This window comes from Alcanivorax sp. MD8A, assembly GCF_002888555.1.
GTDB lineage: Bacteria > Pseudomonadota > Gammaproteobacteria > Pseudomonadales > Alcanivoracaceae > Alcanivorax.
In genome coordinates, this window is record NZ_AQOQ01000001.1 from 135,927 (window position 1) to 162,171 (window position 26,245).

The 26,245-nt window shown below is 57.8% G+C and carries 24 protein-coding genes; 14 read left to right on the plus strand and 10 right to left on the minus strand.

Features of this window, described 5'->3' with window-relative positions; genetic code table 11:
• Positions 1–158: 158 nt before the first annotated feature.
• The 11 genes from A15D_RS00550 to A15D_RS00600 all read left to right on the plus strand — a co-directional run bounded on the left by A15D_RS00550 (position 159) and on the right by A15D_RS00600 (position 11,151).
• A complete protein-coding gene (locus A15D_RS00550; RefSeq protein ID WP_102790342.1) occupies positions 159–1,112 on the plus strand; it encodes a DUF523 and DUF1722 domain-containing protein in 954 nt (317 codons plus the stop codon).
• Positions 1,109–2,026: a MerR family transcriptional regulator gene (locus A15D_RS17285; protein ID WP_199175712.1), complete on the plus strand. Its 918-nt coding sequence runs from the start codon at positions 1,109–1,111 to the stop codon at positions 2,024–2,026. The genes A15D_RS00550 and A15D_RS17285 overlap by 4 nt, the downstream gene beginning before the upstream one ends.
• The gene (locus A15D_RS00560; RefSeq protein ID WP_102790343.1) at positions 2,023–3,468 is read left to right on the plus strand and encodes a deoxyribodipyrimidine photo-lyase; all 1,446 of its coding nucleotides are present in this window, start codon (positions 2,023–2,025) and stop codon (positions 3,466–3,468) included. Before A15D_RS17285 ends, A15D_RS00560 begins: the two co-directional genes overlap by 4 nt.
• Entirely contained in the window at positions 3,465–4,721 is a 1,257-nt protein-coding gene (locus A15D_RS00565; protein WP_102790344.1) for an NAD(P)/FAD-dependent oxidoreductase, read from the plus strand. The genes A15D_RS00560 and A15D_RS00565 overlap by 4 nt, the downstream gene beginning before the upstream one ends.
• Positions 4,718–5,485, plus strand: a complete 768-nt coding sequence (locus tag A15D_RS00570) for a DUF1365 domain-containing protein (protein WP_102790345.1) — start codon at positions 4,718–4,720, stop codon at positions 5,483–5,485. Before A15D_RS00565 ends, A15D_RS00570 begins: the two co-directional genes overlap by 4 nt.
• Before the next feature lie 261 nt (positions 5,486–5,746).
• Positions 5,747–6,817, plus strand: a complete 1,071-nt coding sequence (locus tag A15D_RS00575; protein ID WP_233191987.1) for a cyclopropane-fatty-acyl-phospholipid synthase family protein — start codon at positions 5,747–5,749, stop codon at positions 6,815–6,817.
• Positions 6,818–7,024: 207 nt separating this feature from the next.
• The gene (gene nadA, locus A15D_RS00580) at positions 7,025–8,074 is read left to right on the plus strand and encodes a quinolinate synthase NadA (protein ID WP_022983917.1); all 1,050 of its coding nucleotides are present in this window, start codon (positions 7,025–7,027) and stop codon (positions 8,072–8,074) included.
• A 337-nt stretch (positions 8,075–8,411) separates the two neighbouring features.
• Positions 8,412–9,368: an arsenosugar biosynthesis radical SAM (seleno)protein ArsS gene (gene arsS / locus A15D_RS00585; protein WP_102790346.1), complete on the plus strand. Its 957-nt coding sequence runs from the start codon at positions 8,412–8,414 to the stop codon at positions 9,366–9,368.
• Positions 9,365–10,096 (plus strand): TIGR04283 family arsenosugar biosynthesis glycosyltransferase, encoded by a 732-nt coding sequence (locus A15D_RS00590; protein WP_102790347.1) that lies wholly within the window; start codon positions 9,365–9,367, stop codon positions 10,094–10,096. Before arsS ends, A15D_RS00590 begins: the two co-directional genes overlap by 4 nt.
• Positions 10,083–10,727, plus strand: a complete 645-nt coding sequence (locus tag A15D_RS00595) for a TIGR04282 family arsenosugar biosynthesis glycosyltransferase (RefSeq protein WP_102790348.1) — start codon at positions 10,083–10,085, stop codon at positions 10,725–10,727. The genes A15D_RS00590 and A15D_RS00595 overlap by 14 nt, the downstream gene beginning before the upstream one ends.
• An 85-nt stretch (positions 10,728–10,812) precedes the next feature.
• Positions 10,813–11,151 carry an Hpt domain-containing protein gene (locus A15D_RS00600; RefSeq protein WP_199175714.1) on the plus strand — a complete coding sequence of 113 codons (339 nt, stop codon included), beginning with the start codon at positions 10,813–10,815 and terminating at the stop codon, positions 11,149–11,151.
• A gap of 612 nt (positions 11,152–11,763) precedes the next feature.
• Here the strand turns inward: A15D_RS00600 and fdxA are convergent.
• Together fdxA and mutS are read right to left on the minus strand one after the other, a co-directional pair.
• A complete protein-coding gene (fdxA, locus tag A15D_RS00605) occupies positions 11,764–12,099 on the minus strand; it encodes a ferredoxin FdxA (RefSeq protein ID WP_102790349.1) in 336 nt (111 codons plus the stop codon).
• A gap of 219 nt (positions 12,100–12,318) precedes the next feature.
• Positions 12,319–14,871, minus strand: a complete 2,553-nt coding sequence (gene mutS / locus A15D_RS00610) for a DNA mismatch repair protein MutS (RefSeq protein WP_102790350.1) — start codon at positions 14,869–14,871, stop codon at positions 12,319–12,321.
• A gap of 230 nt (positions 14,872–15,101) precedes the next feature.
• Between mutS and A15D_RS00615 the strand changes: the two genes are divergently transcribed.
• Positions 15,102–16,082, plus strand: coding sequence for a transposase (locus A15D_RS00615; protein ID WP_102790351.1), 981 nt, complete (start codon positions 15,102–15,104; stop codon positions 16,080–16,082).
• A 77-nt stretch (positions 16,083–16,159) separates the two neighbouring features.
• Positions 16,160–16,597 (plus strand): hypothetical protein, encoded by a 438-nt coding sequence (locus A15D_RS17115; protein WP_146026824.1) that lies wholly within the window; start codon positions 16,160–16,162, stop codon positions 16,595–16,597.
• 135 nt (positions 16,598–16,732) lie between these two features.
• Here A15D_RS17115 and A15D_RS00620 read toward each other — a convergent pair whose 3' ends face one another.
• The 3 genes from A15D_RS00620 to A15D_RS00630 all read right to left on the minus strand — a co-directional run bounded on the left by A15D_RS00620 (position 16,733) and on the right by A15D_RS00630 (position 21,346).
• Positions 16,733–18,019 carry an SO2930 family diheme c-type cytochrome gene (locus tag A15D_RS00620; RefSeq protein WP_102790352.1) on the minus strand — a complete coding sequence of 429 codons (1,287 nt, stop codon included), beginning with the start codon at positions 18,017–18,019 and terminating at the stop codon, positions 16,733–16,735.
• An 89-nt stretch (positions 18,020–18,108) separates the two neighbouring features.
• Complete coding sequence (locus A15D_RS00625) at positions 18,109–19,731, minus strand: parallel beta-helix domain-containing protein (protein ID WP_199175716.1); 1,623 nt, start codon at positions 19,729–19,731, stop codon at positions 18,109–18,111.
• Between the two features lie 565 nt (positions 19,732–20,296).
• Positions 20,297–21,346, minus strand: a complete 1,050-nt coding sequence (locus tag A15D_RS00630) for an AraC family transcriptional regulator (protein ID WP_102790354.1) — start codon at positions 21,344–21,346, stop codon at positions 20,297–20,299.
• A gap of 316 nt (positions 21,347–21,662) precedes the next feature.
• Here A15D_RS00630 and A15D_RS00635 point away from each other — a divergent pair, with 316 nt between their 5' ends.
• Positions 21,663–22,091, plus strand: a complete 429-nt coding sequence (locus A15D_RS00635) for a hypothetical protein (protein WP_102790355.1) — start codon at positions 21,663–21,665, stop codon at positions 22,089–22,091.
• 151 nt (positions 22,092–22,242) lie between these two features.
• Here A15D_RS00635 and A15D_RS00640 read toward each other — a convergent pair whose 3' ends face one another.
• The 5 genes from A15D_RS00640 to A15D_RS00660 form a co-directional block, all read right to left on the minus strand.
• A complete protein-coding gene (locus A15D_RS00640) occupies positions 22,243–22,662 on the minus strand; it encodes a hypothetical protein (protein WP_102790356.1) in 420 nt (139 codons plus the stop codon).
• Positions 22,663–22,816: 154 nt separating this feature from the next.
• Positions 22,817–23,152 (minus strand): hypothetical protein, encoded by a 336-nt coding sequence (locus A15D_RS00645; protein WP_102790357.1) that lies wholly within the window; start codon positions 23,150–23,152, stop codon positions 22,817–22,819.
• A complete protein-coding gene (locus A15D_RS00650) occupies positions 23,149–23,976 on the minus strand; it encodes a DUF3325 domain-containing protein (RefSeq protein WP_102790358.1) in 828 nt (275 codons plus the stop codon). Before A15D_RS00650 ends, A15D_RS00645 begins: the two co-directional genes overlap by 4 nt.
• The gene (locus tag A15D_RS00655) at positions 23,973–24,287 is read right to left on the minus strand and encodes an iron transporter (RefSeq protein WP_102790359.1); all 315 of its coding nucleotides are present in this window, start codon (positions 24,285–24,287) and stop codon (positions 23,973–23,975) included. The genes A15D_RS00650 and A15D_RS00655 overlap by 4 nt, the downstream gene beginning before the upstream one ends.
• Positions 24,284–25,981, minus strand: coding sequence for a PepSY domain-containing protein (locus A15D_RS00660; RefSeq protein ID WP_199175718.1), 1,698 nt, complete (start codon positions 25,979–25,981; stop codon positions 24,284–24,286). Before A15D_RS00660 ends, A15D_RS00655 begins: the two co-directional genes overlap by 4 nt.
• Positions 25,982–26,245 lie beyond the last annotated feature (264 nt).

Genomic DNA, 26,245 nt, shown 5'->3' on the forward strand with positions numbered 1-26,245 from the left:
TGTCCGTATGGTCAGTAATAAATAAAAGTATAAGCCTGCATGGCAGTGATTGCACCCGTGTTACCGCTGTTTGGCCGGGTGATGACGTTTCTTCACGAACCCTTGACTGATGTCCGGGCTAAACTTGTACAAAATTGGTCGAATGTACAGGTTTAGCCATGACACACAACGCCAAAATCCCTGTTGGTATAAGTGCCTGCCTGCTGGGCATGGAAGTCCGCCATGACAAGGGCCACAAACGCTCGCGGTACTGCACTGATGTTCTGTCCCGGTATTTTACCTTCCGGTCGCTCTGTCCTGAGATGGGCGCGGGCATGAGTGCGCCCAGAAAGGCCATGCATCTGACCGAAGAGGACGGTCTGGTGCGCATGGAAACCACCGATGGCCAGCGTGATGTGACGCCCTTAATGAACGATTTCATCCAGCGCACGGTGCCGGAACTGTCATCGCTGAGAGGCTTTATTCTGACGGCCAAGTCGCCCAGTTGCGGAATGGAACGGATCCGGCACTACACATCCGATGGTAATGTTCTGCACCGCGATGGGGAGGGTTTGTTTGCGGCCGCCCTCAAGCGAGAGTACCCCTTGATGCCGTTAGAGGAGGCGGGTCGTTTGAATGATGACGCCTTGCGTGAAAACTTTATCGAACGGGTTTTTCTCTACGATGACTGGTGCCAGAGTGTTGAGAGCGGACTAACGGCGAAAGGGTTGATCGCGTTTCACAGTCGCCACAAATTCCAGCTACTCGCGCATTGTCAGAAAACCTACCGCCGTCTTGGCCCCTTGTTGGGGAATCTCAAGAATGACGCTCTGGAGGACATTGCCGAACAGTATATTCACGCGTTCATGGGCGCCATGAAAAAGCAGGTTTCCCGTGGCGCTCACGTCAACACCTTGCAGCATCTGGCCGGTTTTCTGCGTGAGGATCTCAGCCAGGAAGATCGCACCCTGATCAACGATCAGATTCAGGCGTATCTACGCGAAGAGGTGCCTTTGGTTGTGCCGATGACATTGTTGCGCGGCGCGCTGCGCAAGGTGCATCTCCCCTACGTTCAGGCACAGCGATATCTGACACCGTACCCGGATGCATTGGGGCTGAGGAATCGGGTATGACAATGCCTGAACGGCAGACCCTGCCGCTCCTGACCATTCAGGGCGTCAGCGAGCGATGTGGCGTGAATGCGGTGACCCTGCGGGCCTGGGAGCGCCGATACGGGCTGATACAACCTGAGCGAACGGCCAAGGGGCATCGCCGATACACCCCTGCCCAGGTCGAGAGGGTCCAGGCCATTGTGGAATGGCTGAACAAGGGGGTGCCCATTCGTCAGGTCCGGGATCTTCTTGATCGCCAGGCTGACTCCGCCAGGCCGAACACGGAATCAGCCGGAGACGAAAGTCCTACACAAGAAAACGGGGGGCAGGGCGAGGTGTGGCAGGCTGCCCATCGGGAAATGCTCGCCGCCTTGCAGGATCTCAACGCGCAGCGGATCGAGCAGTGCCTGAATCGCCTTTTGCGTGATTACGGTCACGAGGCAGTGATTTCACAGTTAAGTGATCCGTTACGGCAGCAGCTGGCGGCGTCGGCTTCACTGGCCATGCAGAGGGCTTTGCTGGACAGCGTACTCATGCAGAAGTGGTCTGCACGCGCATTGTCGCTGGTGCCCGGCCGGCGAGAGTCAGGCTGGTTGTTGGTGCCGTTCGGGGATCCGCTTGGCGTACTGGAGCTGGCCATGGTGATGTCGTCGCCGGTCTGGTGCCTGTCGGGGCCTGTGGCGGCTCAGGCGCTGGCTCAGCAGGCGATGGCGCGAAAGGGATGCGGGGTGCTGTGGTGGGTGGATGCCATGCCGACAGCAGCACAGCGGGAGAAATGGCTGCCACAGGCGCAGCCAGCCTTCCCTGTCAGGGCGTGGGGGCCGCTTGCCAGTACCCTGATGCCATCCGATTGGGTGATAACGGGGACACGCAAGGAAGTGGCAAGTCAGTTGCCGCCACTGCCTGCCCCGCAGAAAAGCAGGAGTCGTCCATGAATCTTGTCTGGTTCCGCAATGACCTGCGTGTTAATGCCCATCGCGCCTTACAGCAGGCCCTGTCAGAGGATGGGCCGGTGACCGCGTTGTACTTTCTTTGTGAAAAACAGTGGGACACCCATCAAGTGGCTCCCTTGCGGCGTTGGTATGTCCTGCACAGCCTGCTCGAGCTTGGCGAACAACTGGCAAGGATGGGGATCGAGTTGGAGATCGTGGATGCCGGTACCTTCACGGCCATCCCGTCGTTATTGACGCAGCGCGTAAGAGAGCTGGGTGTCCGGCAGATTTTCTGTACCCGGGAATATCCGTTGAATGAGCGACGTCGGGACGAGGCGGTTGCCGCAGCCATGGCCGAGCTGGATGTGGCCATTCACGGCGTGGACGACAGTGTGCTGGTACCACCGCGGGTTCTGCGCACAGGCAAGGGGACGCCCTACACCGTGTTTGGGGCGTACAAACGGCGCTGGGATGCCTGGCTGGACAGCCATTTTCAGCCCCCCGCCCTTACTGAGATCGCCGATACCCATCGTGATGGCGTCTTTCATGACCGTGCGGTGGTAGAGCAAGCGTTGACTCGAGTGCCTGTATCCGAATCGCTGACTGGCCAGTGGGAGCCCGGTGAGAAAGCGGCTCGTCAGCAGCTTGACCGTTTCGTGACGCGGCAACTGGCAGGCTATCAAAAACAGCGGGATTTCCCGGCGCTGACAGGTACCAGTGGACTCTCGGCGGCCTTGTCGGCAGGCACCCTCTCTGTGGCCAGTTGCTATCAAGCGGCGCGTGAGGCCATGGCCGATGCGGGTATGCGTGAAGGGGCGGCTTGCTGGATCGGTGAGCTGGCCTGGCGGGATTTCTACCGCCAGATCATGGCCCAGTTTCCCCGTCTAAGCCGGGGAGGGGCGTTCCGGCCGGAAACCGAATGGCTGCAATGGCGTCGTGACGAGGATCATTTTCTGGCCTGGTGTGAAGGCAGAACCGGCTACCCGCTGGTGGATGCAGCCATGCGCCAACTGGTAGCGACAGGCTGGATGCACAATCGATTACGCATGGTCACGGCCATGTTCTTGAGCAAACACCTGTGGCTCGACTGGCGCCGGGGAGAAGCCTTTTTCATGGAGCATCTGATGGATGGGGATTTTGCCGCCAACAATGGTGGCTGGCAGTGGAGCGCGTCTTCCGGTACCGACGCGGTTCCGTATTTCCGCGTGTTTAACCCGATCCGTCAGAGCCAGCGCTTTGACCCGGAAGGTGAGTTCATTGCCCGCTGGGTGCCAGAGCTGAGGCATCTCGACAACAAGACGATTCACGAGCCGTGGAAGCAGCCTTTGCTGGCAGGGGAATACCCGCCGCCCATCGTCCCTCACCAGGGCGTGCGCGAAGCGGTTACCGAATCATTCAAGAGCGCAAAAAAAATGTACGACGAGCTGGGGAGTGCGCACGAATGAAACAACGGATTGCGATTGTCGGTGGCGGTATCAGTGGGCTCACGGCTGCCTGGTACCTGTCCAGAAACCACGATGTGGAATTGTTTGAGGCCGCTGATCAGCTGGGTGGTCACACTTGCACCATGCCGGTGTCGCGCCCCCATGGCCAGTACGCTATCGATATGGGTTTTATCGTTTTCAACGATCGTACCTACCCGAATTTCGAAAGGCTGCTACAGGAATTTGGATTGCAGGGTCAGCCCACTCCCATGGGGTTTGCCGTAAGTGATCAGCGTAATGGTCTGGAATACTGTGGTGACGGCCTGGGTGGGGTGTTCGCCCAAAAACGACATTGGTTCAGTCCTGCCCACTGGCGTTTTGTCTCCGAGATTCTGCGTTTTAATCGTGAAGCCCCTGCGTTGCTCGATGACCCTGATGCCGACATGCCGTTGGGAACCTATCTCGACCGTAACGGCTACAGCGAACGTTTTCGTCGGGATTATGTGCTGGCCATGGGCGGGGCAATCTGGTCCTGTTCACTGGCACAAATGGAGGCCTTTCCTGCCCGGTTTTTTATTCGCTTTTTTGATCACCATGGATTGCTGTCACTCCGTAACCGGCCACAGTGGTATGTGGTTCCCGGTGGTTCGCGAGAGTACGTGGCTCGTCTTGCCAGGCAGTGCCCGGCGACCTTCCATGTTGCAACGCCGGTGACACGCGTCGAACGTTCAGAGCAACAGGTGAGGGTACTGGCCGGTGATGAGGAAAGAATTTTCGATCAAGTGATATTCGCCTGCCACAGTGACCAGATTCTGCCGCTGCTGGCAAACCCGGATACACGTGAGAAAACCACGTTACCGTTGTTGGGCTACCAGAATAATGAGGTGGTCTTGCACACGGATACCCGGCTGTTGCCAAAACGTCAGCGGGTCTGGTCGAGCTGGAATGCGTTGCTTGATGATGCCCCTCAGCAGCAAGTACAGGTCACCTACAATATGAATATCCTCCAGGGTATCGAAGCGCCCGACACTTTTTGCGTCACCCTGAATGCCACCGATCGTATCGACCCGGACCGGGTACTGGCCACTCGGCACTTTGCTCACCCACTGTTCACACCGGAAACCGAGCAGGCCAGAGAGACTCTGCTCGAAGGCAATGGTCGTCATCGGACCTGGTATGCCGGGGCTTGGTGCAGAAATGGGTTCCATGAAGACGGTGTGGTTTCCGCGCTCAATGTGGTGAAGGGCATCACCGGCGAAGGTGGGCCGCTGTGATACGCCATGCCATTGCCCGTGGCAACGTCTGGCATCGACGCCACCAACCGTTTGATCACCATTTCTCTTACCCTGTGTGGTTGGTGTGGTGTGATATTTCGGATATTTCACCGTTGCTTTCCCGGCATTGGCTGTGGGGTGACCGTTGGCGGCCCGTGGTGTTTCGCCACCAGGACTTTGTGGATGGCAGCGACCGTCCACTTGATGAAAAGGTAAGAGAAAAAGCCAAGCTGCAAGGGCTGGATTGGCATCACGGTCGCGTCATCATGCTGGGGCAGTGGCGCACGCTGGGGTCGTTATTTAACCCGCTGGTGTTGTACCTGCATTTTGCGGATGGAGAGGATCTGCCCGATAGCCTGCTTGCTGAAGTCCAGAATACCCCGTGGAAACAGCGTCATTTTTATGCAGTTCCCCTGTGCTCCCAGCGTGATGGAAGCCTGCAGGCTGACCACTCAAAAGAATTTCATGTGTCACCTTTTTTGCCCATGGCATTGCGTTATCACTGGCGTCTTCACGTGGCCTTACCCGAGCTGCGGATAGTGTTGGAAGACAGAGACAACGAACAGCCGGTCTTTACGGCAGGGTTGCAGCTCTCCTTGCAGGAGCCGACGCCGGCAACCATGAATCGTGTGATCTGGCAGTTTGGCGCCCGTGGATTGGCAACCTTGCGAGGCATTTATTGGCAGGCTTGGCGTCTCTGGCGCAAGGGCGCGGTTTTTCATTCGCACCCGGACAAACAAAAGGCATCCAGCCGCAAGCGGTAATCACGACAGGCGAGGATTGTTGTTCGGCGTTCATGCCGGGCGGCGGTGAAGACGAAGGGAGCAGCAAGCGACATGCAGACCAGTGAGAATATCCAACAACCGTCATCGCGATCCCGAGGGGCCGCTACCGGCTTTTGCGCATTCGCACGCAAAATGGTTCTGCAGCGATTGAACCGCCTTCCCGGCGGACAGCTTCGCATTGAGGAACCCGATGGGAATACGGTTCATGTCGGGCAGCCCGGAACGGGGCCAGAAGGTGGCGTGATTGTGCTGAAGGACTGGCGAACCTATTCCATGATGATGAGCGGAGGGGCGCTGGGAGCGGCGGAAGCCTACATGGAGAAGTGTTGGGACAGCCCGGATCTGGTGCGTGTCGTGCGTTTTTTTGCCGCCAACATTAATGCCATGAAATCGCTGGAAAGCGGTCTCGCGCGGTTGTCGAAACCGGCGTTGGCGCTGCTGCACCGCCATAACCGTAATTCCCTTCAGGGATCACGGCGAAATATCGCGGCTCACTACGATCTCGGGAATGATTTTTTTGCCCTCTTTCTTGATCGCACCATGATGTATTCCAGCGCCATCTTTCCTTCTGCAGACACTTCGTTAGAGGACGCCTCAGAGTACAAGATGGAGCAGATCTGTCAGCGTCTTGAACTCCAGCCCGGCATGTCATTGCTGGAAGTGGGTACCGGTTGGGGAGGGTTGGCGCTGCACGCGGCACGCCATCATGGTGTGCATGTCACGACGACAACGATTTCCCGCGAGCAGGCCCGTTATGCCCGTGAGCAGGTGGCCCGTGCCGGTTTGACGGACCGCATCACCATTCTGGAAAAAGACTACCGTGAGCTGGAGGGGCAGTACGACAGGGTGGTGTCGGTGGAAATGATCGAAGCGGTGGGGGCAGAGTTTCTACCAGGGTATTTCCGCATGCTGGGCGAGCGCCTGAAGCCGGACGGCAAGTTGCTGTTGCAGGCGATTACGGTGCCAGACCAGCGTTACGATCATGCCCGTCGCCAGGTGGATTTTATCAAGCGCTATATCTTCCCGGGTGGTTTCCTGCCCAGCGTTTCAGTGATGCAGGAACACCTGACGCGGCATACGTCTCTGGTGACCACCGAGCTTGCCGATATCGGCATGGACTATGCCCGTACTCTGCATCACTGGCGTGAACGGTATATTGCTGCGCTGCCAGACATTCGTGCCCTCGGCTTCGATGAGCATTTTCTCCGCATGTGGAATTACTACCTCTGCTATTGCGAGGGCGCCTTTATTGAGCGAGCGATCAGTACGGTGCATCTGGTGGCGGCAGGGCCGGAATGGCGAGGTAGCTGACCAGGCTTCTTTGTCGAGCCGTGTCGTGATCAACCATTGAAATGCGCCCCCGTCGGGCGCATTTTTATGAGTACAGGGGCATTCAGCGGCCGGCGGCTGATTCCGTCAGCACCGCGCTGGCCACAATGTGGTATGATGCCCGCCTCAAATTTGGGTCATTTTCGCTAAGTTATTGATATCAGGGGAAAACCCCGGGCGGTGAGGCCGATGACTGCAGAGGCACAGGCACTGGTACAAGCGCACCTGGCAAAGGTGGTGCAGGACGACACGCTCAGTGAAGAGCAGCGTTTGGCGTATCGTGAACGTATCAAGACATTGTTGCGTGAGCGTGACGCTGTGCTGGTGGCGCACTATTACACCGATCCGGAAATCCAGTCGCTGGCGGAAGAAACCGGGGGTTGCGTCTCCGATTCCCTGGAAATGGCCCGTTTCGGCAAGGATCACCCGGCGTCCACGTTGATTGTGGCCGGCGTGAAGTTCATGGGCGAAACCGCCAAGATCCTCAGCCCCGAAAAACGCGTCTTCATGCCGACCCTGGAAGCCACCTGCTCGCTGGATATCGGCTGTCCGGAACAGGAATTCTCTGACTTCTGCGACCAGCACCCGGACCGTACCGTGGTGGTGTATGCCAACACCTCTGCGGCGGTGAAAGCCCGGGCAGACTGGGTGGTAACCTCTTCCATCGCCGTCGAGCTGATCGAGCATCTGGACCGTAACGGCGAGAAAATCCTGTGGGCGCCAGACAAGCATCTGGGCAGTTATGTGCGCGACAAGGCGGGTGCCGACGTGTTGTGCTGGGACGGAGCCTGCATCGTCCATGAAGAGTTCAAGGCCCAGGGGGTTCTGGACCTGAAAAAAGCCTACCCGGATGCGGCGGTGCTGGTGCATCCCGAATCACCGGCGTCGGTGGTAGAGATTGCCGATGTGGTAGGTTCCACCTCGCAGCTGATCAAGGCGGCCTGCGAGATGGATAACGATGCCTTCATCGTGGCCACCGACAAAGGCATCTTCTACAAGATGCAGCAGCTGGCCCCCGAGAAAACCTTCCTGGAAGCTCCTACCGCGGGTTCCGGTGCCACTTGCCGAAGCTGTGCCCACTGCCCATGGATGGCCATGAATGGCTTGCAAAACATGGTAGCGGTGCTGGAAGACGATAATGGTATGGGCCAGGAGATCTTTGTGGACCCGGTGCTGGCTGAAAAAGCCATGGTGCCGCTGAACCGCATGCTGGATTTTGGCCAGAGCCTGAAAAAATAGGCTCATCGAGCAGTTGTGGAAAAGCCCGATTGACTGCTCCCTGCTTGCCGTAGGAGCGAATAACCGACGCTCCTGCGCACAGGCGTGCGCTCAGCCTATTCCCGGAAAGCCGAGATACCCCCATAACCCTGCTTTTCAGTCTTTCCCGCTCGCTCCCTCATTGTTCGTGCTGGGGAGATGGTTCGATCGAGATTGGTGATACCGGTTAGCCCTGGATGACGGGCGTCAGCAATGGGTTTTCTTCCTTCACGTAACCTTTGCGACAAGGACGCATCCAATTGGTAACCTGATTGCCATCAATACATTGCAATCCGAACCCATTCAGCCGTGAAGTCTTATGCAGGATACCCATGATCTACTGGTGCGCAGCACCACCGATTTCCCCGCCCTGCGGCGCGATACGACTCGCATCCTGCAGGTCAACCTTGGCTACTTGTGTAACCTCAGTTGTGTGCACTGCCACGTGAATGCTGGCCCCAATCGTACAGAGCTCATGGAGCTTGCCACCATCGAAACGGTGCTTGAGGTTATTCGTCAAAGGGGTATCCAGGTGCTGGACCTGACAGGCGGGGCCCCGGAAATGAACCCGCATTTTCGTTATCTGGTGCGTGAGGCGCGGGCCATGGGGGTCGAGGTCATCGACCGTTGTAACCTCACTATCCTGCTCGAGGACGGCTATCAGGATCTTCCTGAATTTCTGGCGGAGCAGCAGGTTCATGTTGTGGCATCGCTGCCCTGTTACCTTGAAGACAATGTGAACAAGCAGCGTGGCAAGGGCGTGTATCAGGGCAGCATGGAAGCGATACGTCGTCTGAACGCCGTGGGTTATGGCGCATCGTTGACGCTGGATCTGGTTTATAACCCCACCGGTCCCAGTCTTCCGCCGCCCCAGGTCGCGCTGGAGGCGGACTACAAACGCGAGTTAGCGGCCCGTTTCGGGCTGCGTTTCAACAGTCTGCTGACCATTACCAATATGCCGATCAGCCGATTCGGCGCTGTGTTACTGGCCCATGAGCAGTTCAACGACTACATGCAATTGCTCCGAGACAGCTTCAACCGCGACACCCTGCCTGCAGTCATGTGTCGCAATACGGTGAGCGTGGATTATCAGGGCTACCTGTACGATTGTGACTTTAATCAGATGCTGCATATGCCCATGGGGCATGAGTCTTCGCACCGTCATCTCTCGACATTGCTCGATGATGATGTGAGGGGCGAGGCGATTTATGTGGCGGACCATTGCTTTGGTTGCACGGCGGGTGCCGGTAGTAGCTGCGGGGGCGCGTTGGAGTGACCTCCGTCAGCGTGATCGTGCCTCTGCTGAATGAAGCGGGGCGCATACAGGAGACTCTCACGGGGATTCGGGCGGCGCTGCGCGAGGGGGACGAATTGATCGTGGTGGATGGCGGAAGCTCGGACTCCAGCGCCGCGCTTGCAGCGCCGCTGGCCGATCGGTTGCTGACCCACCCTGCACAGCGTGCCGGGCAGATGAATGCCGGGGCGGCCGAAGCCCGTGGCGAATGGTTGTGGTTCATCCATGCGGATAACCTGGTGTTGCCGTCGCACCGGCAGGCGCTGTCGGCACTGTCTGGCGACGCAGGCTGGGGGCGCTTTGATGTGTGTCTGGATGCGCCGGGGCTGTTGTTCGCCACCATCGGCCAACTGATTTCGCTTCGCTCCCGCATCACGGGGATCGCCACCGGTGACCAGGCCCTGTTTGTTCGCCGTTCTCTGTTTGAGGCGGTAGGGGGATTCCCGCCCCAGCCCTTGATGGAGGATGTGGCATTGTCGGCATGTCTTCGCCGTCATTCGCGGCCCGTGTGTCTGCGCCCGGTGATGCGCACCAGTGCCCGTCGCTGGCAGAGCAACGGCGTGTGGCGAACTATCGGGTTGATGTGGCGCCTGCGATACCGCTACTGGCGGGGTGAAGACCCGGCGAGTCTTCACCGGGCCTACTACGGCGCAAGTCAGCAAGTGGAGCAGGGTATGCGCGAGCGCGGGGGGCCCGATGGCCTGCGCTGATCAATTGCTGATTTTCGCCCGGGGGCTGCAGGCGGGAAAGGTCAAGACACGATTGATCCCAGCCTACGGTGCGGATGGTGCTCTGGCCATTTACCGCCATTTGCTGCAGCGGACCTGTGACGCAGCAGCGACCTTCCCAGGACAGGTAACGCTGTGGGCTGACCAGCCTGACCCGGCACTTGGCCGGCTTGCCGCGGATCGGGGTTGGGGCCTGTCGATTCAATGTGGTGACAACCTTGGCGAGAGAATGTCTCACGCACTTCATCAGTCGTTGCAGGTGTCGCACAAGGTGCTGCTGGTGGGGAGCGATTGCCCGGTGCTGGACCAGGGCTATTTCGAGCAAGCATTGACGGCACTGGATACTAACAAAGTCGTATTCGGCGCCAGCGAAGACGGGGGATACGTGCTGCTGGGCTCATCCTCTGCCGGGTTGTGGAACCCGCAGCCATTCAAGGGCGTCCAATGGGGCAGCCAGTACGCGTTGCAACAGAGCCGAGAGGCCTTTTCCGAGGTAAAACAGTGTGTTCTACCCCCGCTGTGGGATGTGGATCTGCCAGATGATGTATCACGGGCCTGTGAGTTGAGGCTGTTACCGGCCACCTTCTTGAGCCAGGCTGGCGGAAGACAGTAGCCGACGAACTGAATACCGGATCTGGTACACATACGCTATATTTCGTAGACGGTATGATTTCCCCGTAATGGATGACGGAGCCAGCATGCAAGACTCAGCAATGATCGACTCGGACGTAGTCGCCGAGCTACAGGATGTCATGGGTAACGACTTTTCTGTGCTGGTGGAGTCCTTCGAACGTGATGGCAGGCAGCGCCTGGCCGCCCTGACGGCTGCGCTGGATGCCGGAGATACCGAGCGCTTTCGCCGGGAAGCCCATTCCTTTAAAGGCAGCAGCGGTAATTTGGGCGCCGTTCAGGTCTGTACCCTGTGTATGGAGCTGGAAGCCCTGGCCAATGAGGGGAACCTCTCCCGGGCGGTTACTGTTCTTGAGCGCCTTGATGGCACATTCAAACAAGCCTGTGACGCGCTTAATGCCCTGTAATTTCTTGGCTGTGTGTTTATTGCGGGCAAAAAAAACCCTCTTCCAAAATGGGGTGGAAGAGGGGGGTTGTGAGCGCTATTGCTAGCGCCTTGGGGGGATAGCGGTTGAAGCCGGGGGTTACCCTGAACCTCATGGAAATCATGCTAACCATAAGTGCCATCAGGTGCTGTAAAAACGGGTGAGAAAATGTAAAAACTTGGCCGGCTTTTACGGCGTCAGTGTATTTTCCGCTGGAGTGCCTTGGCTGGCATTGCCTGTTTTGTAAGAGATCTCTTACAAGCGTGTAGGAAATATTGGTATTTTTTGCCGAATAAAGGCGCACAAAACGCATGTGTTTTAATGTAAAGCATTGATAGTTAACGGTTTTGTTTTGGTGCGTGTTTTTTGCACTGAGTTTTAATATTTTTTTTACCCAATCGGGAAAAAACCGTTGCTATAGTGGAGTCGTGTTCAAGGACAAGAGCACAGGGACAAGCAAGGATCGCAAGACACGGAAGTCACGGTGAGCGCAAAAAAGGGTCAGGACGACTCGACGCAAAAAGGGCGGCAGGATGCCGCCCTTTTATTTTGTCTGCTGAAAACCGTTTAGGCTTCAGGAGCAGCAGGAAGGCCTTAGCCTTCCCACTCGCGAACCAGCTTGTCGCGTTTGCCTTCAACGCCATCCCACTCTTCAGCGTCGTCCGGCGCGTCTTTCATTTCGGTAATGTTCGGCCATTTCTCGGCCAGATCCGCATTGATCTCCAGGAAGTCCTGCTGATCATCCGGCAGCTCATCTTCGGAGAAAATGGCATTCACCGGGCACTCCGGCTCACACAGTGCACAGTCGATGCACTCGTCCGGGTGGATTACCAGGAAGTTAGGGCCTTCGTAGAAACAGTCTACCGGGCACACTTCCACACAATCGGTGTGTTTGCAGTTAATGCAGTTTTCACCTACTACGAACGTCATAGCCTGTCCTCGCCAGGTGTCGTGATCTTCATACAGCGTCAACCCTCCGATTATAGCAGGATTAAACGCGGTCTCGCTTGGGGTGGCGGTAGTCTAGCGGCATGGCCTGAGGCAGGCAAACGAAGACTTGATATAAGGTAATACCCTGCGATGGCCGGAGAAGACAGTCCGCGGCGGCTTGACTCCGCAGGCGCGCCTCATGCGGCGCTCCTGCAACCCTTAAAGGAGTCCTCTCAGCTTATACAGCGCTTCCAGCGCCTGCTTGGGCGTCAGCTCATCCGGGTCCAGTTCTGCCAGGGCCTGCTCGGCGGCGCTGGGCTCGGCAAAAAGACTGGCCTGGGCCGGTGCGGTGCTCGGGGTGCTGGCGGAGGCAATCACCGTGGGCGGTGCATCGTTCACCGTCAGGGTTTGCCCGGCTTCCAGCTCTCGCAGCTTCTCGCCGGCTTGCTGAATGACTCCGGCAGGCACCCCCGCCAGTTGGGCCACCTGCAGGCCGTAACTGCGGCTCGCCGGGCCTTCCTGTACCCGGTGCAGGAACACGATACGGTTGTCGTGCTCGCTGGCGGTAAGGTGGGCGTTGTAGATGCCGGGCAGTTGCTCCGGTAGCTGAGTCAACTCGAAATAATGGGTGGCGAACAGGGTGAAGGCCTTCAGGTTGCGGGCCAGATGTTCGGCGGCGGCCCAGGCCAGGCTCAGGCCATCGAAGGTGCTGGTGCCGCGGCCAATCTCGTCCATCAGCACCAGGCTCTTGGCGGTGGCGTTGTTGAGGATGTTGGCGGTTTCTGACATTTCCACCATGAACGTAGAGCGGCCACCGGCCAGGTCATCCGAGGAGCCGATACGGGTAAAGATCCGATCCAGATTGCCGATGCGGGCGCTGGCCGCAGGCACGCAGCTGCCCAGATGAGCCAGCAGGGCAATCAGCGCGGTCTGACGCATGTAGGTCGATTTACCGCCCATGTTCGGGCCGGTGATGATCACCATGCGGCGGGCATCATCCAGATGCAGGCTGTTGGGCACAAAGGCGTCGTCCAGCACCTGTTCGACGACCGGGTGACGGCCATCCACGATCTCGATGATGGCCTCTTCATCCACCAGCTGCGGGCGCACCCAGTTCAGCGCCTCGGCACGCTCGGCCAGTGCCGCCAAGACATCCAGCTCGGCCACCGCCGCGGCGCAGCGTTGCAGCGGGTGCAGCTCGGCGGCCACTTTTTCCAGTAGCGCTTCGTATAGACGCTTCTCCAGGCTCAGCGCCTTGCTGGAGGCGGACAGCGCCTTGTCCTCGAACTCCTTCAGCTCGGGGGTGATGAACCGTTCGGCATTCTTGAGGGTTTGGCGACGCTGGTAATCCACCGGGGCATCGTCTGCTTCCCGACGCGACAGTTCGATGTAATAGCCGTGGACCTTGTTGTACTTCACCCGCAGGGTAGAGAAGCCGGTGCGTTCGCGCTCGCGGGTCTCGATATCCACCAGCACCTGGCCGGCGTTTTCGCTGATGGAGCGTAGCTCATCCAGCTCCGGGCTGTAGCCGGGGGCGATCACGCCGCCATCGCGAATCAGCATGGGCGGGTTCTCGATCACCGCGTTGCCGAGCAGTTCCACTTGCTCCGGGAACTGGCCAATGCGTTCGATCAGCTCATAAAAGGCATCGCTGGCAGGCAAGGTGCCAATCAGGGCCGGCAGGGACTTGAGGCTGGCATGCAGACGCGTCAGATCCCGCGGGCGGGCGGAGCGCAGCGCCACCCGGCCGAGAATCCGCTCCATGTCGCCGATGTCATTCAGCACATCGCGGGTCGACTCGAAACACCAGCCCTGGCGCAGGGCTTCAATCTGGTCCTGGCGCTGTTTGAGGGTGGTGCGGTTGCGCATGGGTTGGTGTACCCAGCGCTTCAGCTGACGGGCGCCCATGGCGGTCTTGGTGCTGTCCAGCACCCAGGCGAGGGTATGCTGCTCCTGGCCATCCAGGGTTTCGGTCAGTTCCAGGTTGCGGCGGGTGGCCGCATCCATGGCCACGGTGTCGTCGAAGCTCTCTACCGTCAGGCCGGTGACATGGGGCAGCTCGCCGCGCTGGGTTTCTCTGGCGTAACCGAGCAGGGCGCCGGCGGCGGCTACGGCCACTGGAGTGGGTTCACCAAAGCCGGCCAGATCCTGTACCTGAAACTGCTGGCACAACTGGCGGCGGGCGGATTCTTCATCAAATTCCCAGTCCGGGCGCTTGCGGCTGCCGGCTTTGTCGCCCCAGCGGCCGGGCAGGGATTTGTCTTCGCTGTAGAGCAGCTCCGCGGGAGACCAACGCTCCAGCAGTGCCTGCAATTGTTCGCTGCCTTCCACCTGCGTGACCACAAAACGCCCGGCGGCCACATCCAGGCTGGCGCAGCCATGCTGGCCCTTGGTCTCATAGACGGCACATAGCAGGTTGTCGCGTCGCTCTTCCAGCAGCGCCTCGTCACTCACGGTACCTGGGGTAACGATGCGCACCACCTTGCGCTCCACCGGTCCTTTCGCCAGCGCCGGGTCGCCAATCTGCTCGGCAATGGCCACGGATTCACCCAGCTTCACCAGCCGTGCCAGGTAGCCTTCGGCGGCATGGTAGGGGATGCCGGCCATGGGAATCGGCTTGCCCGCACTCTGGCCGCGTTGGGTGAGGGTAATGTCCAGCAGCCGGGAGGCCTTCTGGGCATCGCCAAAGAACAGTTCGTAAAAATCCCCCATGCGGTAGAACACCAGCTGGTCCGGGTGCTCGGCCTTGATCGCCAGGTATTGCTGCATCATTGGCGTATGTTGGCTCAGATCCGCGCTCACTTTACCTCCGGGGGAATCCGCTCAATAAATGAAAACAGGCATGATATAGGGATTACCCAAGGGAATCATGGCCCATTCCTCTTCTAATCAGGGACACCCATAAATTGGCGAATATCCTACACTCTTTGCGGCTAGTCTCTGATATTGAACTGTTCATATGATCAGTATCCTGTGGTCATGGTAACGCAAGGAGGCAACCCATGACCCGAGCACGCTATACCCAGGTATCCTTGGATTCTACTTCGTACTATCACTGCATCTGCCGCTGTGTACGTCGTGCTTTTCTGTGTGGCAAGGACCACTACTCTGGGCAGGATTATGAACACCGTCGTCAGTGGGTGGTGGATCGGCTTGCCGTATTGGCAAAGGTCTTTGCCATTGATCTGTGTGCTTATGCGGTGATGTCGAATCACTACCACCTTGTGCTTCACATCAACCAAAAGAAGGCGCTGTCGTGGACAGAGGAAGAGGTGGCAGCGCGCTGGATGCAGCTGTTCAGCGGACCACTGATCGTGAAACGGTGGTTGGCAGGGCAGTTGAATGAAGCAGAATCGCTGAAAGCACGTGAAATTGTTGCTCAATGGCGAGAGCGCCTCTATGACCTGGGCTGGTTCATGAAGTGCCTGAATGAATACCTCGCCCGCCGAGCCAACGAAGAAGATTGCTGCAAAGGCCGGTTTTGGGAAAGCCGTTACAAGTGTCAGGCCCTGCTGGATGAAAAAGCGGTACTTCAGTGCATGGCCTATGTGGACTTAAATCCCGTCCGGGCAGAGATGGCGGCCAACCCGGAAGAGTCGGACTACACCTCCATTCAGCAGCGCTCGCAGGCTATCAGTCAAACAGCCAAAGACAGCAAGAAACCCTCTCTTATGCCGCTGGTTAATGCCCACACGATTGATGCAGATGAAGAAGAAACTGTATGCCGATTCAGATTGATGGATTATCTGGAATTAGTGGATAGCACGGGTCGGGCGGTACGGGATGACAAGCGAGGAGCGATATCCGACCAAGCAGCGGGAGTGCTGGATCGGCTGGGTATTGATGAGGTTGCATGGCTGTCCCATATGCGGCCAAGAAAGCGACACCAGCCTGTTGCAGTTGGGGCGCTTGATAAACTGAAGGAGTTTGCGGAAGCGACGGGGCGAAAATGGGTTTGGGGGCAGAGTCTTGGAGGATGGTAATGTATTGTTGGGTGATTGAATTTATGCGTGTCCTCTAAGTTGTGTCCTCTAAGTTGCGTAATTTGTATGGGTATGTGTTGAATGATCCGGTTAATAGCTTTGATTTGGCTGGTCAAAGCGGTGAGCCTATCAATAGAAGTGGGACTACCGATATGTCTGGAAGGAATGGCAGAACGGGTGCGCCTATTGAAAAAAACCAACGCCCACCGCCGTCTAACTATGAAAAAATTGCAGATTCAATTATTAAAGAGTTTTTTAAAAATTTAGCTACCGCTATTACGTCTGTGCCTCTTAATTTACTGAGAATAATCGAGGACACGCATCAATTGCGGGAATGTCTTACAAGGTGCGTGCTCGCTCAACCTAGGTATTTCTGGATTCCACACCTTGCTTTCAGTGTCTCTCTGGCGGTACAGGGCACTTTCTTTGTTTCCTGTCACCGTCCATCTTGGTCCGCTACAATCCACTGCGCTGGTGTAGGCTCTGGTATTGAAGATGAAAATCAACTGTCGTAAACCCTTTTAAATAAGCCTAAACACACCCATGCATCATTAGCGTATGCTGGCTCAGGTCCGCTCCCATGCTGCTTCCGGATCACTCAGTGACTGAAAATCAAAAGGACGCGCAGCGCGCGTCCTCATCCTTGTTAATCAGGGTGAACAAGCCGCATCCGGCAGTTGATTGATCCACTCACGGATCAGGGCAACGCCTTCTTGATGGATCACACTGCGGCCCAGTTCCGGCATCTTGTGTCGTGGGTCGGTGGTGTTCATGCGGAACAACAGGTAGGACTCCTCCGCTGCGCCGGGGACTACATCGCCCAGGGGGTAATCCGGGCTGCCACCGGCAACCGGAATCTTGCAGGCGCCGAATCGGGTCGGGTCATCTGCGTATTCGCGGTTGTATTCCATCTGCAAACCACTGCTGCCGGCCGGGCCTGCGTACAGGGGCTCAGGCAGGGTCAGTTCGGAGCGGTGACAGTGGGCACAGTTGATGTCCAGATAGGCCTTGGCGGCATCATGCAGGGCTTCCGGCGCCAGCAGTGCGGGGTCCTGGGCGTTGCTGAAGAGCGGCGCTTGTGACACCTCGCTCATGGATTCAGGCAAACCCTCCAACACACCCTGTTCTTCCCAGTAAGCCAGCTGGTTCCTGTTGTAGCCTTCATAGTCGAAGTCTTTGTTCAGGTACCGGGCCTTTGGACCGATGGGTTTGAAGATCGGTTGACGCTGATCCTCTGAGCCTTGCAGCAGCGGTACCACCGAGTGACAGGAGGTACAGGACGAGGCTTTGGGCACCGCATAGGTGAATGTCAGTGTCTGACCGTTATGCTGCGTGGTCATGTTCTCGACGCTTTTGCCAGCGATGGCCAGAGACGCATCCGCTTCCGAGTCCCAGTAATACGGGCGTGCGACCCAACCGTTGTCACGGTGAATCAGCAGGCGGGTTTCGATGATGGTTTCGTTCTCGCCACGGTTGGCGGTGTCCGCCGGCATGGCAAAGGTTTTCACCAACACGGTGCCCACGGGGAAATCGAAGGCTTCGTGTCCACTGTAGGTGGCTTTTTCCCCTTCAGGAATGAACACAAACCGGTATTTGCTCGCGTAGTCTGTGAACAGCGGGGTCGATAGGTCATAGGGAATGCCGCCGGTGTTCGGGTTCCGGGTCGGGTCGGCACTGTCTACGAACAAGTTGTAGTCCGATAGTTTGGGGCAGTTCTCGCTCAGCAGGGCGCCCCAGTTCACACCTGAACGGGTGCCCCCGCATTCGGCGCTTTCGGTCGGTTCAGAAGGCGTGCCGGGCACATAGGTGACGTCGTCATCTTTATTAATGGTGAGCCCGTCTTTACCGATGTCGACATCACAGGCTGCGAGAGCAGACACCGCTATTGCAAAGACCAGGGCTTTGCGTGCTGGGTTGCTAAATTTTGAGTTGCTCATGGTAACCACTCACTCAATCAATTCTCGTTGCGCATGGTGTGGCTGATCAGAGGCGAACGTCTGTTCGCCTCATGCACACGCCAGCGGGATTAAAGTGCGCAAGCCGCTTCAGAAAGATCATCACCAGTACAGCCGTAAGCCACACCGTTGATGCTGACGGTGGCAGGGGGCAGGCGATTGTGCGCGCAGTTCAGGAGAGAGGAGCCGATCATGGGCTCGATCAGCAAGCTCGGAACGGGGGCAGTGAAACCCGCATTCCAGTTGTTGGGATCCAGGGGATCGGTGCCGAAAACCTGGCCGGTGTTGACGTCGTCGTAGGTGGTGGCCGGGTTGCCGTTGACATTATTGTTGGCACAGATCTGGTCTTCCTGGCCGTAGGGCTGATAGCTCACGCCGTCTGCCTCAGCTTGTGAGCCTGCAGGAATGAAGTCCTGGAACGCTGCCAGTTGCCCGGCGTTGGCGAGCAGTTCACCCACACCATCATAGAGAATGGCGGGGAACACCTGGGCCATGCCGCTGGCGTTATACGGGGAGGTATAGCCGTTGATGATATCCATCAACAGCGTGCCTTGCGGGTTGGTGCTGTTACGGGCAATGAAGTTGTTGTGCGCATAGACGTTGCGGACCAGTGGGGTCCAGCCATTGGTCATGGCTTGCCCGTACTTGCTGGGGTAGTTGGCCAGGTCGTCGTCAGCCAGCAAATAGCTGGCGATAGCGATCGCGGTGGTTTCATTATCGGTGATGTCGTTGTTATAAATTTCCACATCACTGGTGGCGAAAACCAGGATACCGGTGCCCGGAGGCGCAATGGCTACCGCGCCGGCCCCGACATTGGGAGCATTGTTGGCGTAGGCGGTGTTATTGAAGACACGGACGTTGCCACCATAGGCATTAGTCAGGCCTGGCAGGTCAAATACCAGAATGCCAGCGGTGTTCCCGGTGGCCATGTTGTTATACACATCGGCATTGAGGGTGTTTTCCACTTCGATGCCGGCCACATTGCGTACGGCAACATTGTCACGGATGACCACATCTCTGGACTGGCCGACATAAATACCTGCATCCGCAGAGCCAGCGGCATAGTTGTTTTCCAGCAGGACATTCTGCGACTGCAGCGGATACAGGCCATAGGCGCCATTATCCGATTCCAGCGGCCCTTCCCAGACGGTGGCGGTGTAAGCGAAATGCACACCACTGGCGTTGGTCACCTTGATGGCGTTTTTGTTGGATTCATACACGCCAAAATCACGGATGGTCAGGTTGGTACCACCTTCAAAGCGGATGGAGTCATCACCGGTGGAATTGCTGAAATCCAGCTTGGTCTCTTTGATGCCGTAGCCAGTTAAGACCACGCCGCTGGCACTGGTGACGGTGATGGTTTCAGAGACCGTAAATTCCCCTCGGGGGAGGACCACGACGGCGTTTTCCTGTACCTCGAAGAGGGCAACCAGCAGTGCTTCGGTAATATCGTCGCCACTCTGGGCATCTGGGGCCACAAAGATAGCGTCACAGGGAAAGGCGAAGCCTGAGGTGCTGGCGCCAGCGTCACAGCTTTCGACGGTGCCTGAGTTACCGGTACTGTCACTGCTCTGAGTGTGGGTGATCTCGTCACCATCGTTTACTTCGACACAGCCTGACAGCATCAGTGAGCTGGACAACATGCCAGCCGCCAGTGCCGGCAATGCTTTGCGGCTCATCCGGATCTTTATCATGGTGGTTCTCTCCCGACTTGTTATTGTTCCAGCCTGAGCGCCCAGGGTGGCGCTAAGACTTTTGTACTAGGAGAAACAACCTATAGAACGCGGGGAGACAGCCTCAAAGAGAAGTGCTGTGCAAACCCGAAAAGCGCTGTGCAATACGTGACAGGCACCATGCAAAAGTTAAAAAATCACTGAGCAAATCCTTTAACTGTATGTTTTTATTGGAAAATTAAGGTTTGTTGCGGATTGATGGAAATGGCTCAAAACAAAGACCATTCCGTAGCAGTGCCGGTTACTCGCTGGGCTCCCCGCCTTGTCTGGCGTTCCTTCGCTGTGTGCCCTGCGGTAAATCTGTATCAGCAGCTATCGCGCCGTCACCGAGCGTAGCGAAGGAACGCCCGCAGGGTGGCCCGAAGGGTGAGCGGAGCGACTACGGAAAGGGGGGAGGATTGAGCGGGTTTTCCCGGGAATCGGCGAAGAACCAACCTTCAGGTTTGTGACGTGAGGGTTAGTCGTCGGCCGGTGGCGCTTTCTTTACGGTTGGGGTGCTGGCAAAGGGGGCAGGGGCAATACGCGGTCACGCTTGTTGGCGGGACTGACGATATTCGGTTGGGGTCTGCTGTGTGAGCTCCTTGAAGGCCCGGTTGAACGAGCTCAGCGTGCGGTAGCCGATATCCAGCGCGATGTTCTGAATCGGTGTGGCCGGTTCGCTGACCAGTCGATCGCAGGCTTCTTCAATGCGCATCTGGTTCACGTAGTCGTTGAAGTTACGATAGTTGAAGGTCCCGTTGATGATGGCTCGCACCCGATATTCGGGAAGAGACATCCGGTCGGCCAGCTTTTTCAGGGTCAGCTTCTCGGTGCGATAGAAGTGTTCCTGTTCCATGATCTGTTTGAGCTGGGCTGCGATCTCATCGGTTTCGTCTTGTGTGTGGTTTTCTGCTTCGGCAGTGCCTGGCAGAACCTCAACATCGCTGCTGGCAGAGACCGGAGGCGCTTTCTGCAGATCCAGCAGCACGCCTTCCTGTCCTTTGAGCAACAGAAAGCCGACCAGCAGGGTTGCAACGCCGACCATTCCGGCCACCAGGTGGCTGGTATCCAGCCCGTGATTGAGGGACACGGTTACGCACAGCAGGGTCGCCCCGACGGACACCAGCAGGGCGATCCGCAGTTTTCGTCTGCCTTCGACCAGATCATTGCGCCAGTGTATCGCGGTGATCCACAAGCCACTGAGAATCAGAATGTACTCGGCGAACTGGGGAATCTTGAACCCCAGCCCGTGTAGCCACCAGGCCGCGTCAGGATCCGCCGCACCGAAGGGCCGGCTCAAGGCTGGAGGAATAAAACTGTACAGGGCCAGGGCTACCCAGGCCCGGTGCGCTTTTGCTTCGGGCTTGGGGGAAAAGGCAAGCAAGCACAACAACCAGAATGCGGCAGGCAAGGTTGTCATCACGTCGCCCAGCAGCCACTGGAATTCGGGTTCTGCAACACGGCTCAGCAGGAAGGCGGCGGCGGCGATCAGCACCCAAAGAAAGACCTTGCCGACCAGCAGGTGTCTGAAGTCGCGCAGGACCACCAGAAACACAACCGCAAGGCAGCCCAGACTAAAGCCAGTGAGTAGTTGCATGCTCACTCAATCATTTTCTCGTTCTTGTGGAGCGCCAGAATAGCACCAAACACGCTCGCGAATCTTTCCGTGCTTCCGGGAAAACGGTGATCTTGTCGCTTTGTGTGGCCAGTGGCTGGTACAGCATTGAGCGGTAAGTAGGGCAGATTCGGGAATGCGCTTCGTGTTCGCCAATCACAGTTAGGCTTAACCGGGGAAGCCTATGAATTGGCAGGTGTCCTGCCCCAAAACACGGAGCGAAAGTGGGAGGGCTGGGTGGTAAATTATGGTTATGGCTGATTCAATTTATGCGTGTCCCTGATTAAGGAAGAGAAGGGTGGCTTTAACGTTTTTGAACGCTATATGGTGTGTTTTTTGCCTCTTTATGCTGCTGTTGGTTCATGGTGTAAAAACCCTGTATCCCAGTACCTTGTATACGATTGAAGGATATATTTTTCTTACCATTGCGCTCTTTTGGGGTTTCGTTTGGTTTTCTCGAGGGAAAACTGGCTGGCGGTGGGTGGGGATAGTTGCTGCGTGTTCGATGGGTATTGGGTTGATACCCTATGAGCGTTCCATTCCAGCAATTTTGAGCTTGGTGTTAGACTCGGATGCGTCATTAAGTGCTCTGGCAGAAGCGATCCCCGCTCCCTTTGGGAGGATTCTTGATAGTGTCTTTTATCCTTTCATTACGTCGATAATTTTGTTGCTTGCCTCTGTGAGAATGAAAAGAAATGTCACGGGTGGCAACGCATTGGAAAAATGAACGGCGGGTTCCTTGCCGTCGATGGCGCTCAGCGATAGAAGACTTGGTAGGCGACCTCCACGAGTTAGGGGCGTCCCAGGCCCCTTTCAACCCATCCTCTTTTTCGGGTGAATCGTGCCCCAGCATGCGGGAAAGCTGCCAGTCCGGCCTGCTATTGCAGCGTTGGGGAATGTTCTTGCTGGTTCGTGAGTACCTGGCTGACATGCCGGGTGCTCAGGCCTAACCGGTGCAGCGTATGCATGATTTCCAGCCGGGTCTGGCCTTTGCCCCGCGTCAGGGCCTGCTGCCGTTCCTGGCTTAGATTGGGTTGCGCCAAGGCATGGGTGAGGCTGGAGTGAGCTTTTTGTAGCGCGGCAAGGGCGCCATGGTGATGGCCTTGAAGGCGGTACAGATCTGCCAGGTTCTGGTAGCCGACGACCAGGGCGGCAACGATTTCTTCTGGGTCCAGCCAGTGCTGGAGCAGGGTGTTGGCCCGTTCGCAGGCGCTCAGGTAATGGCGCTCAGCGGTGTCGTAGTGGCCCTGGCCAAAGGCCGCGTTGCCTGCCTGGGTATCAAACTTCCACTTTTCCATGTGGCTCTCCTGAGGGTCGACACCGGCAATAACCGGAGATGTTGTTATTGTTGATAATCATTATCGATTGATGGTCGCGCAACCCGATAACGGTTTCAAGGAAAATTTTCGTTCTGTGCTGGACCCCGGCTTAGGCGTGTTCTGAAACTATGGGTTACGGATAGGTCGAAGGCGCCAGGCCTTTGACGTCCTTCCAGTCCACTTCGAACATTTCACCTGGGCCGGCATCCATGATGATGTAGAAGGGCTGCTTCGGCAGGGGGAATTGCAGGCGCGATTGCTTGTCCAGTTTGTCGTTCACCAGGATGGTGTTGTCGTAGTCCAGCACGGTCATGGCGATGCCATTGGCGGCGCTGCCGTCATGGAATTGGCCGGTGCAGGTAATGTCTGTGCCGGTGAGTTCACAGCGGCATACCGGGGTGTGGGCGATCGCCTGACCGCACAGCAGCAGGGTGACAATCAGGGCGGAAAACCGCGGGACGAATTTCATGGTCGCTCCTTGATAAAGGTGGCCAGGCTTGGCGACAGACGTTCGATGGCGAGTGGCTGATGGTGAAAAGTGCCGTCGTTGCCTTCCACCGTTAGCCACAGGCTATCGGCCAGGGTGGCAGCCACAGGGATGGGGATCTGTACGGTCTTTTCTTCGCCGCGGCCAAAGAAGGCATTGCCAGCAGCGGTAGTGCTGCGAGGCTCGCGTACCTTGAGAAAGGCCTGGCGGATCTCGCCCTGGCAGCGCTCGCAGAAGCGGATCATGAACTGTTTCAGGGGCACGTCCAGGGCAAGAATGTCCGGTGCTGCCTGCTCTTTTTCTGCGATCACGAAGGTCCAGGGGCCGATCTCGCCGCTTAAGGCATCGTCTCGCAGCAGCGGCTTCTGGCCGGTGCCGGCCAGTTGCCAGGCGAATACGGTTAGCGGCAGGGCAATGACGGTCAGGGCCACGGCGATTTTTGCCGGGCCGGCCGGGACCGGGTCGGCGGCCACGGGAATGCGCGTTTTACCGGCGGCGTTTTTTCGCGCCGGGCGCTGGGGTTTGACCGGTTGCCAGGGCCAGCGGGGCAGGGCAAAGACCAGAGCGACACCGGCCAGGGACAGCCAGCCGAACCAGGTGACAGAACCAATGCTGAAACGCCATTGCACAATGGCCAGGCTCAGGGCGACGGCCAGTAGCCCCCAACCCAGCAAGCGTGCCAGACGGGCCGCAGTCGGAGACAAGTTGCGCCGCAGCAGGTGTTTACTGTGCTTGGGCATGGCCAGTGCCAGTGCCACAAAGCCGGCGAAGGCGCACAGTAAGAGCGCGAGATTCAACAGGGTCATACGCCACCTCCGGGCATCAGCCACCAGACCAGGGCAAGGCACAGCACACTGCTGAGCAGGATGCCCAGCCAAACCGTGCGAAGCCGCCGGGTATTGAAGGCCCAGATGATAATCAGCGCGTAGAAGATAAAGCTGAGCATGGTGCTGGCGCCAATGGCTTCGGCCTGGGGGATTGGCCAGAGCAGTGCCAGCAACAGAGACAGCAGGGAGGACAGCACGTAGCCGCCCACAAATGCGGCCAGCACCCGGGAAAATACCGCCCAACGGTAGCGGGCACTGTCGGTAAAGGCTCGGCGGAGCAGGGCGGTCATGCGGATTTCTCCATCCGGGCCGGGTGTGTCGTCGGGTTGGCCTTGCGTTCATTGGCGAGCCAGCGGCGGCGTACCTTGATGGCCATCCAGCCGAAGGCGATACCCAGACCGAGCATGCTCAGATCAAAACCGGCCAGCACCCATTCTCCGGCGGGCAAGGTGAGGCCCAGGTGCTTGTCGGTGGTGAGCAGGTTGAGTAGCGGTATCAATGCAAAGGCGGCTGCGGCCAGCCAGAGAATTTCCACCCAGGCTTTGCGGATGTCGCGGAAGCAGGCATAGAGGAAGGCCTCGCCCCATAACAGGAACAGCACATTGGCTTCCCAGTTGGCGCGCTCGGCAATGTCTACCGGCAGTAGGCGGTTGGCCCAGAAGTAGCCGGCGACCCCGAGTGGCAAGCCGGCGATGGTCGCCACGTTGAGGGCTTCGATAAGGCGCATGTTAATGCTGCCGGTGCCGGGGAGTTCGTGTTGCTTGCGGCGTTTGACCGTCCACAGCACCAGGCCGGTGGCGATCATGGCGCAGCCGAGCAGGCCTGCCGCAAAGTACAGCCAGCGCAGCCAGGGGCCGGCAAAGCGGCCTTCGTGCAAGGCGGTAATCACCTGGCGGGTACGCGAGGTGGGCGTGCCGTAGGGGGCGCTTGGCAATGCCTCGCCCGTGTCGGCGTTAAAGACCTGTTTTTCGCCGTCGTACCAGCGGAGTTCGTTCACATCAATCCGGCTGATTTCTACCCGGGGGGCTTCGCCGGTGTCTTGCTGGATCAGCAGGGATTTGACCTGCCCTTCGCCCCAGGCGGCATCGGCACTGGCCAGCATCTCGCTGAGTGGCGCTTGCGGGCGGCGTGCGGCCTGGTGGTCGTGGTTCTGGGCATACAAATCATCGAAATACTGATCGCGGCTTTCCCGGTCCGGGCCGTACAGCACAGCCATGCTGGTGGGCATGTAGGTGGTGTCGAAGAACACCAGCCCGGAGTAGGTGATCATGATGAAGAACGGCAGGGCCATCACGCTGATCACGTTGTGTGCGTCCAGCCAGCTGCGTTGCCCTTTGCCGGGGCGGAAGGTGAAGAAGTCCTTGAAAATCTTTTTGTGGGTAATGACCCCGGTGATGATGGCCATGAACATCAGCAGGGTGCAGATGCCTACCAGATAATAGGCCAGCAGCAGGTCCATGTAGTGCAGGCGATAGTGCATTTCATAGAGCAGTTCGCCGCCGCCGGTGGCCCGCACCGGGGTGCTTTCAAGATGTTCGCCGGTGAGCGGGTTGAGGGTGGCATTGCCCCGCGCGCCGTGGTCATGGCCGGGCTCGGGCAGATCCTCCCAGCGAATCGAGAAGTCCTGCCAGCCGCGACTGAGGGGGGAATAGTGAGGCAGGGTAATGTCCCAGTTCGCGGCGTTGGGTGCCCGCTGTTCCAGCTGGTCGAGGGCCAGCGAGATCATCTGCGCGCGCTCGGCGGTGGGCAGCGCTTCCACTAATGGACGCTCCGGTTCCATCCAGCGGGTGATTTCGTAGTGGAAATACCCGGCGGTGCCGGTCACAAACATGAAAAACAGCACCCAGCCCACCACCAGTCCGGTCCAGGTGTGCAGCCAGGCCATGCTTTGTCGGAAACCTTCTTTCATACCCTGCGGGATGACCTCGTATTCATAACCAATAAAAAACCGCCCCGACCGGGTGGCCGGGGCGTTGCTTGTCAAAGGAGCTTGCCCGAGGGTGTATCGGGTTTGGGCCTCTTGTTTTCTTACCCTCGTATTAGATAGACGAACGAGAGGGGCAAAAGGTGAAGCCAATCCTGATATTTTTTATAGTTTCTTATGACCGATAGATTGACATGTCCCGTCGATGGTTTGTGGCAGGTGCAGGGCGACGCTGCGATGACCTGATTGCGTGCCAGTGATCGACGTAACGGCCATGTTGCTCTTGTATTGCGTTCCCGTTGTGTCGAGTCGGCCCCGCTTAAC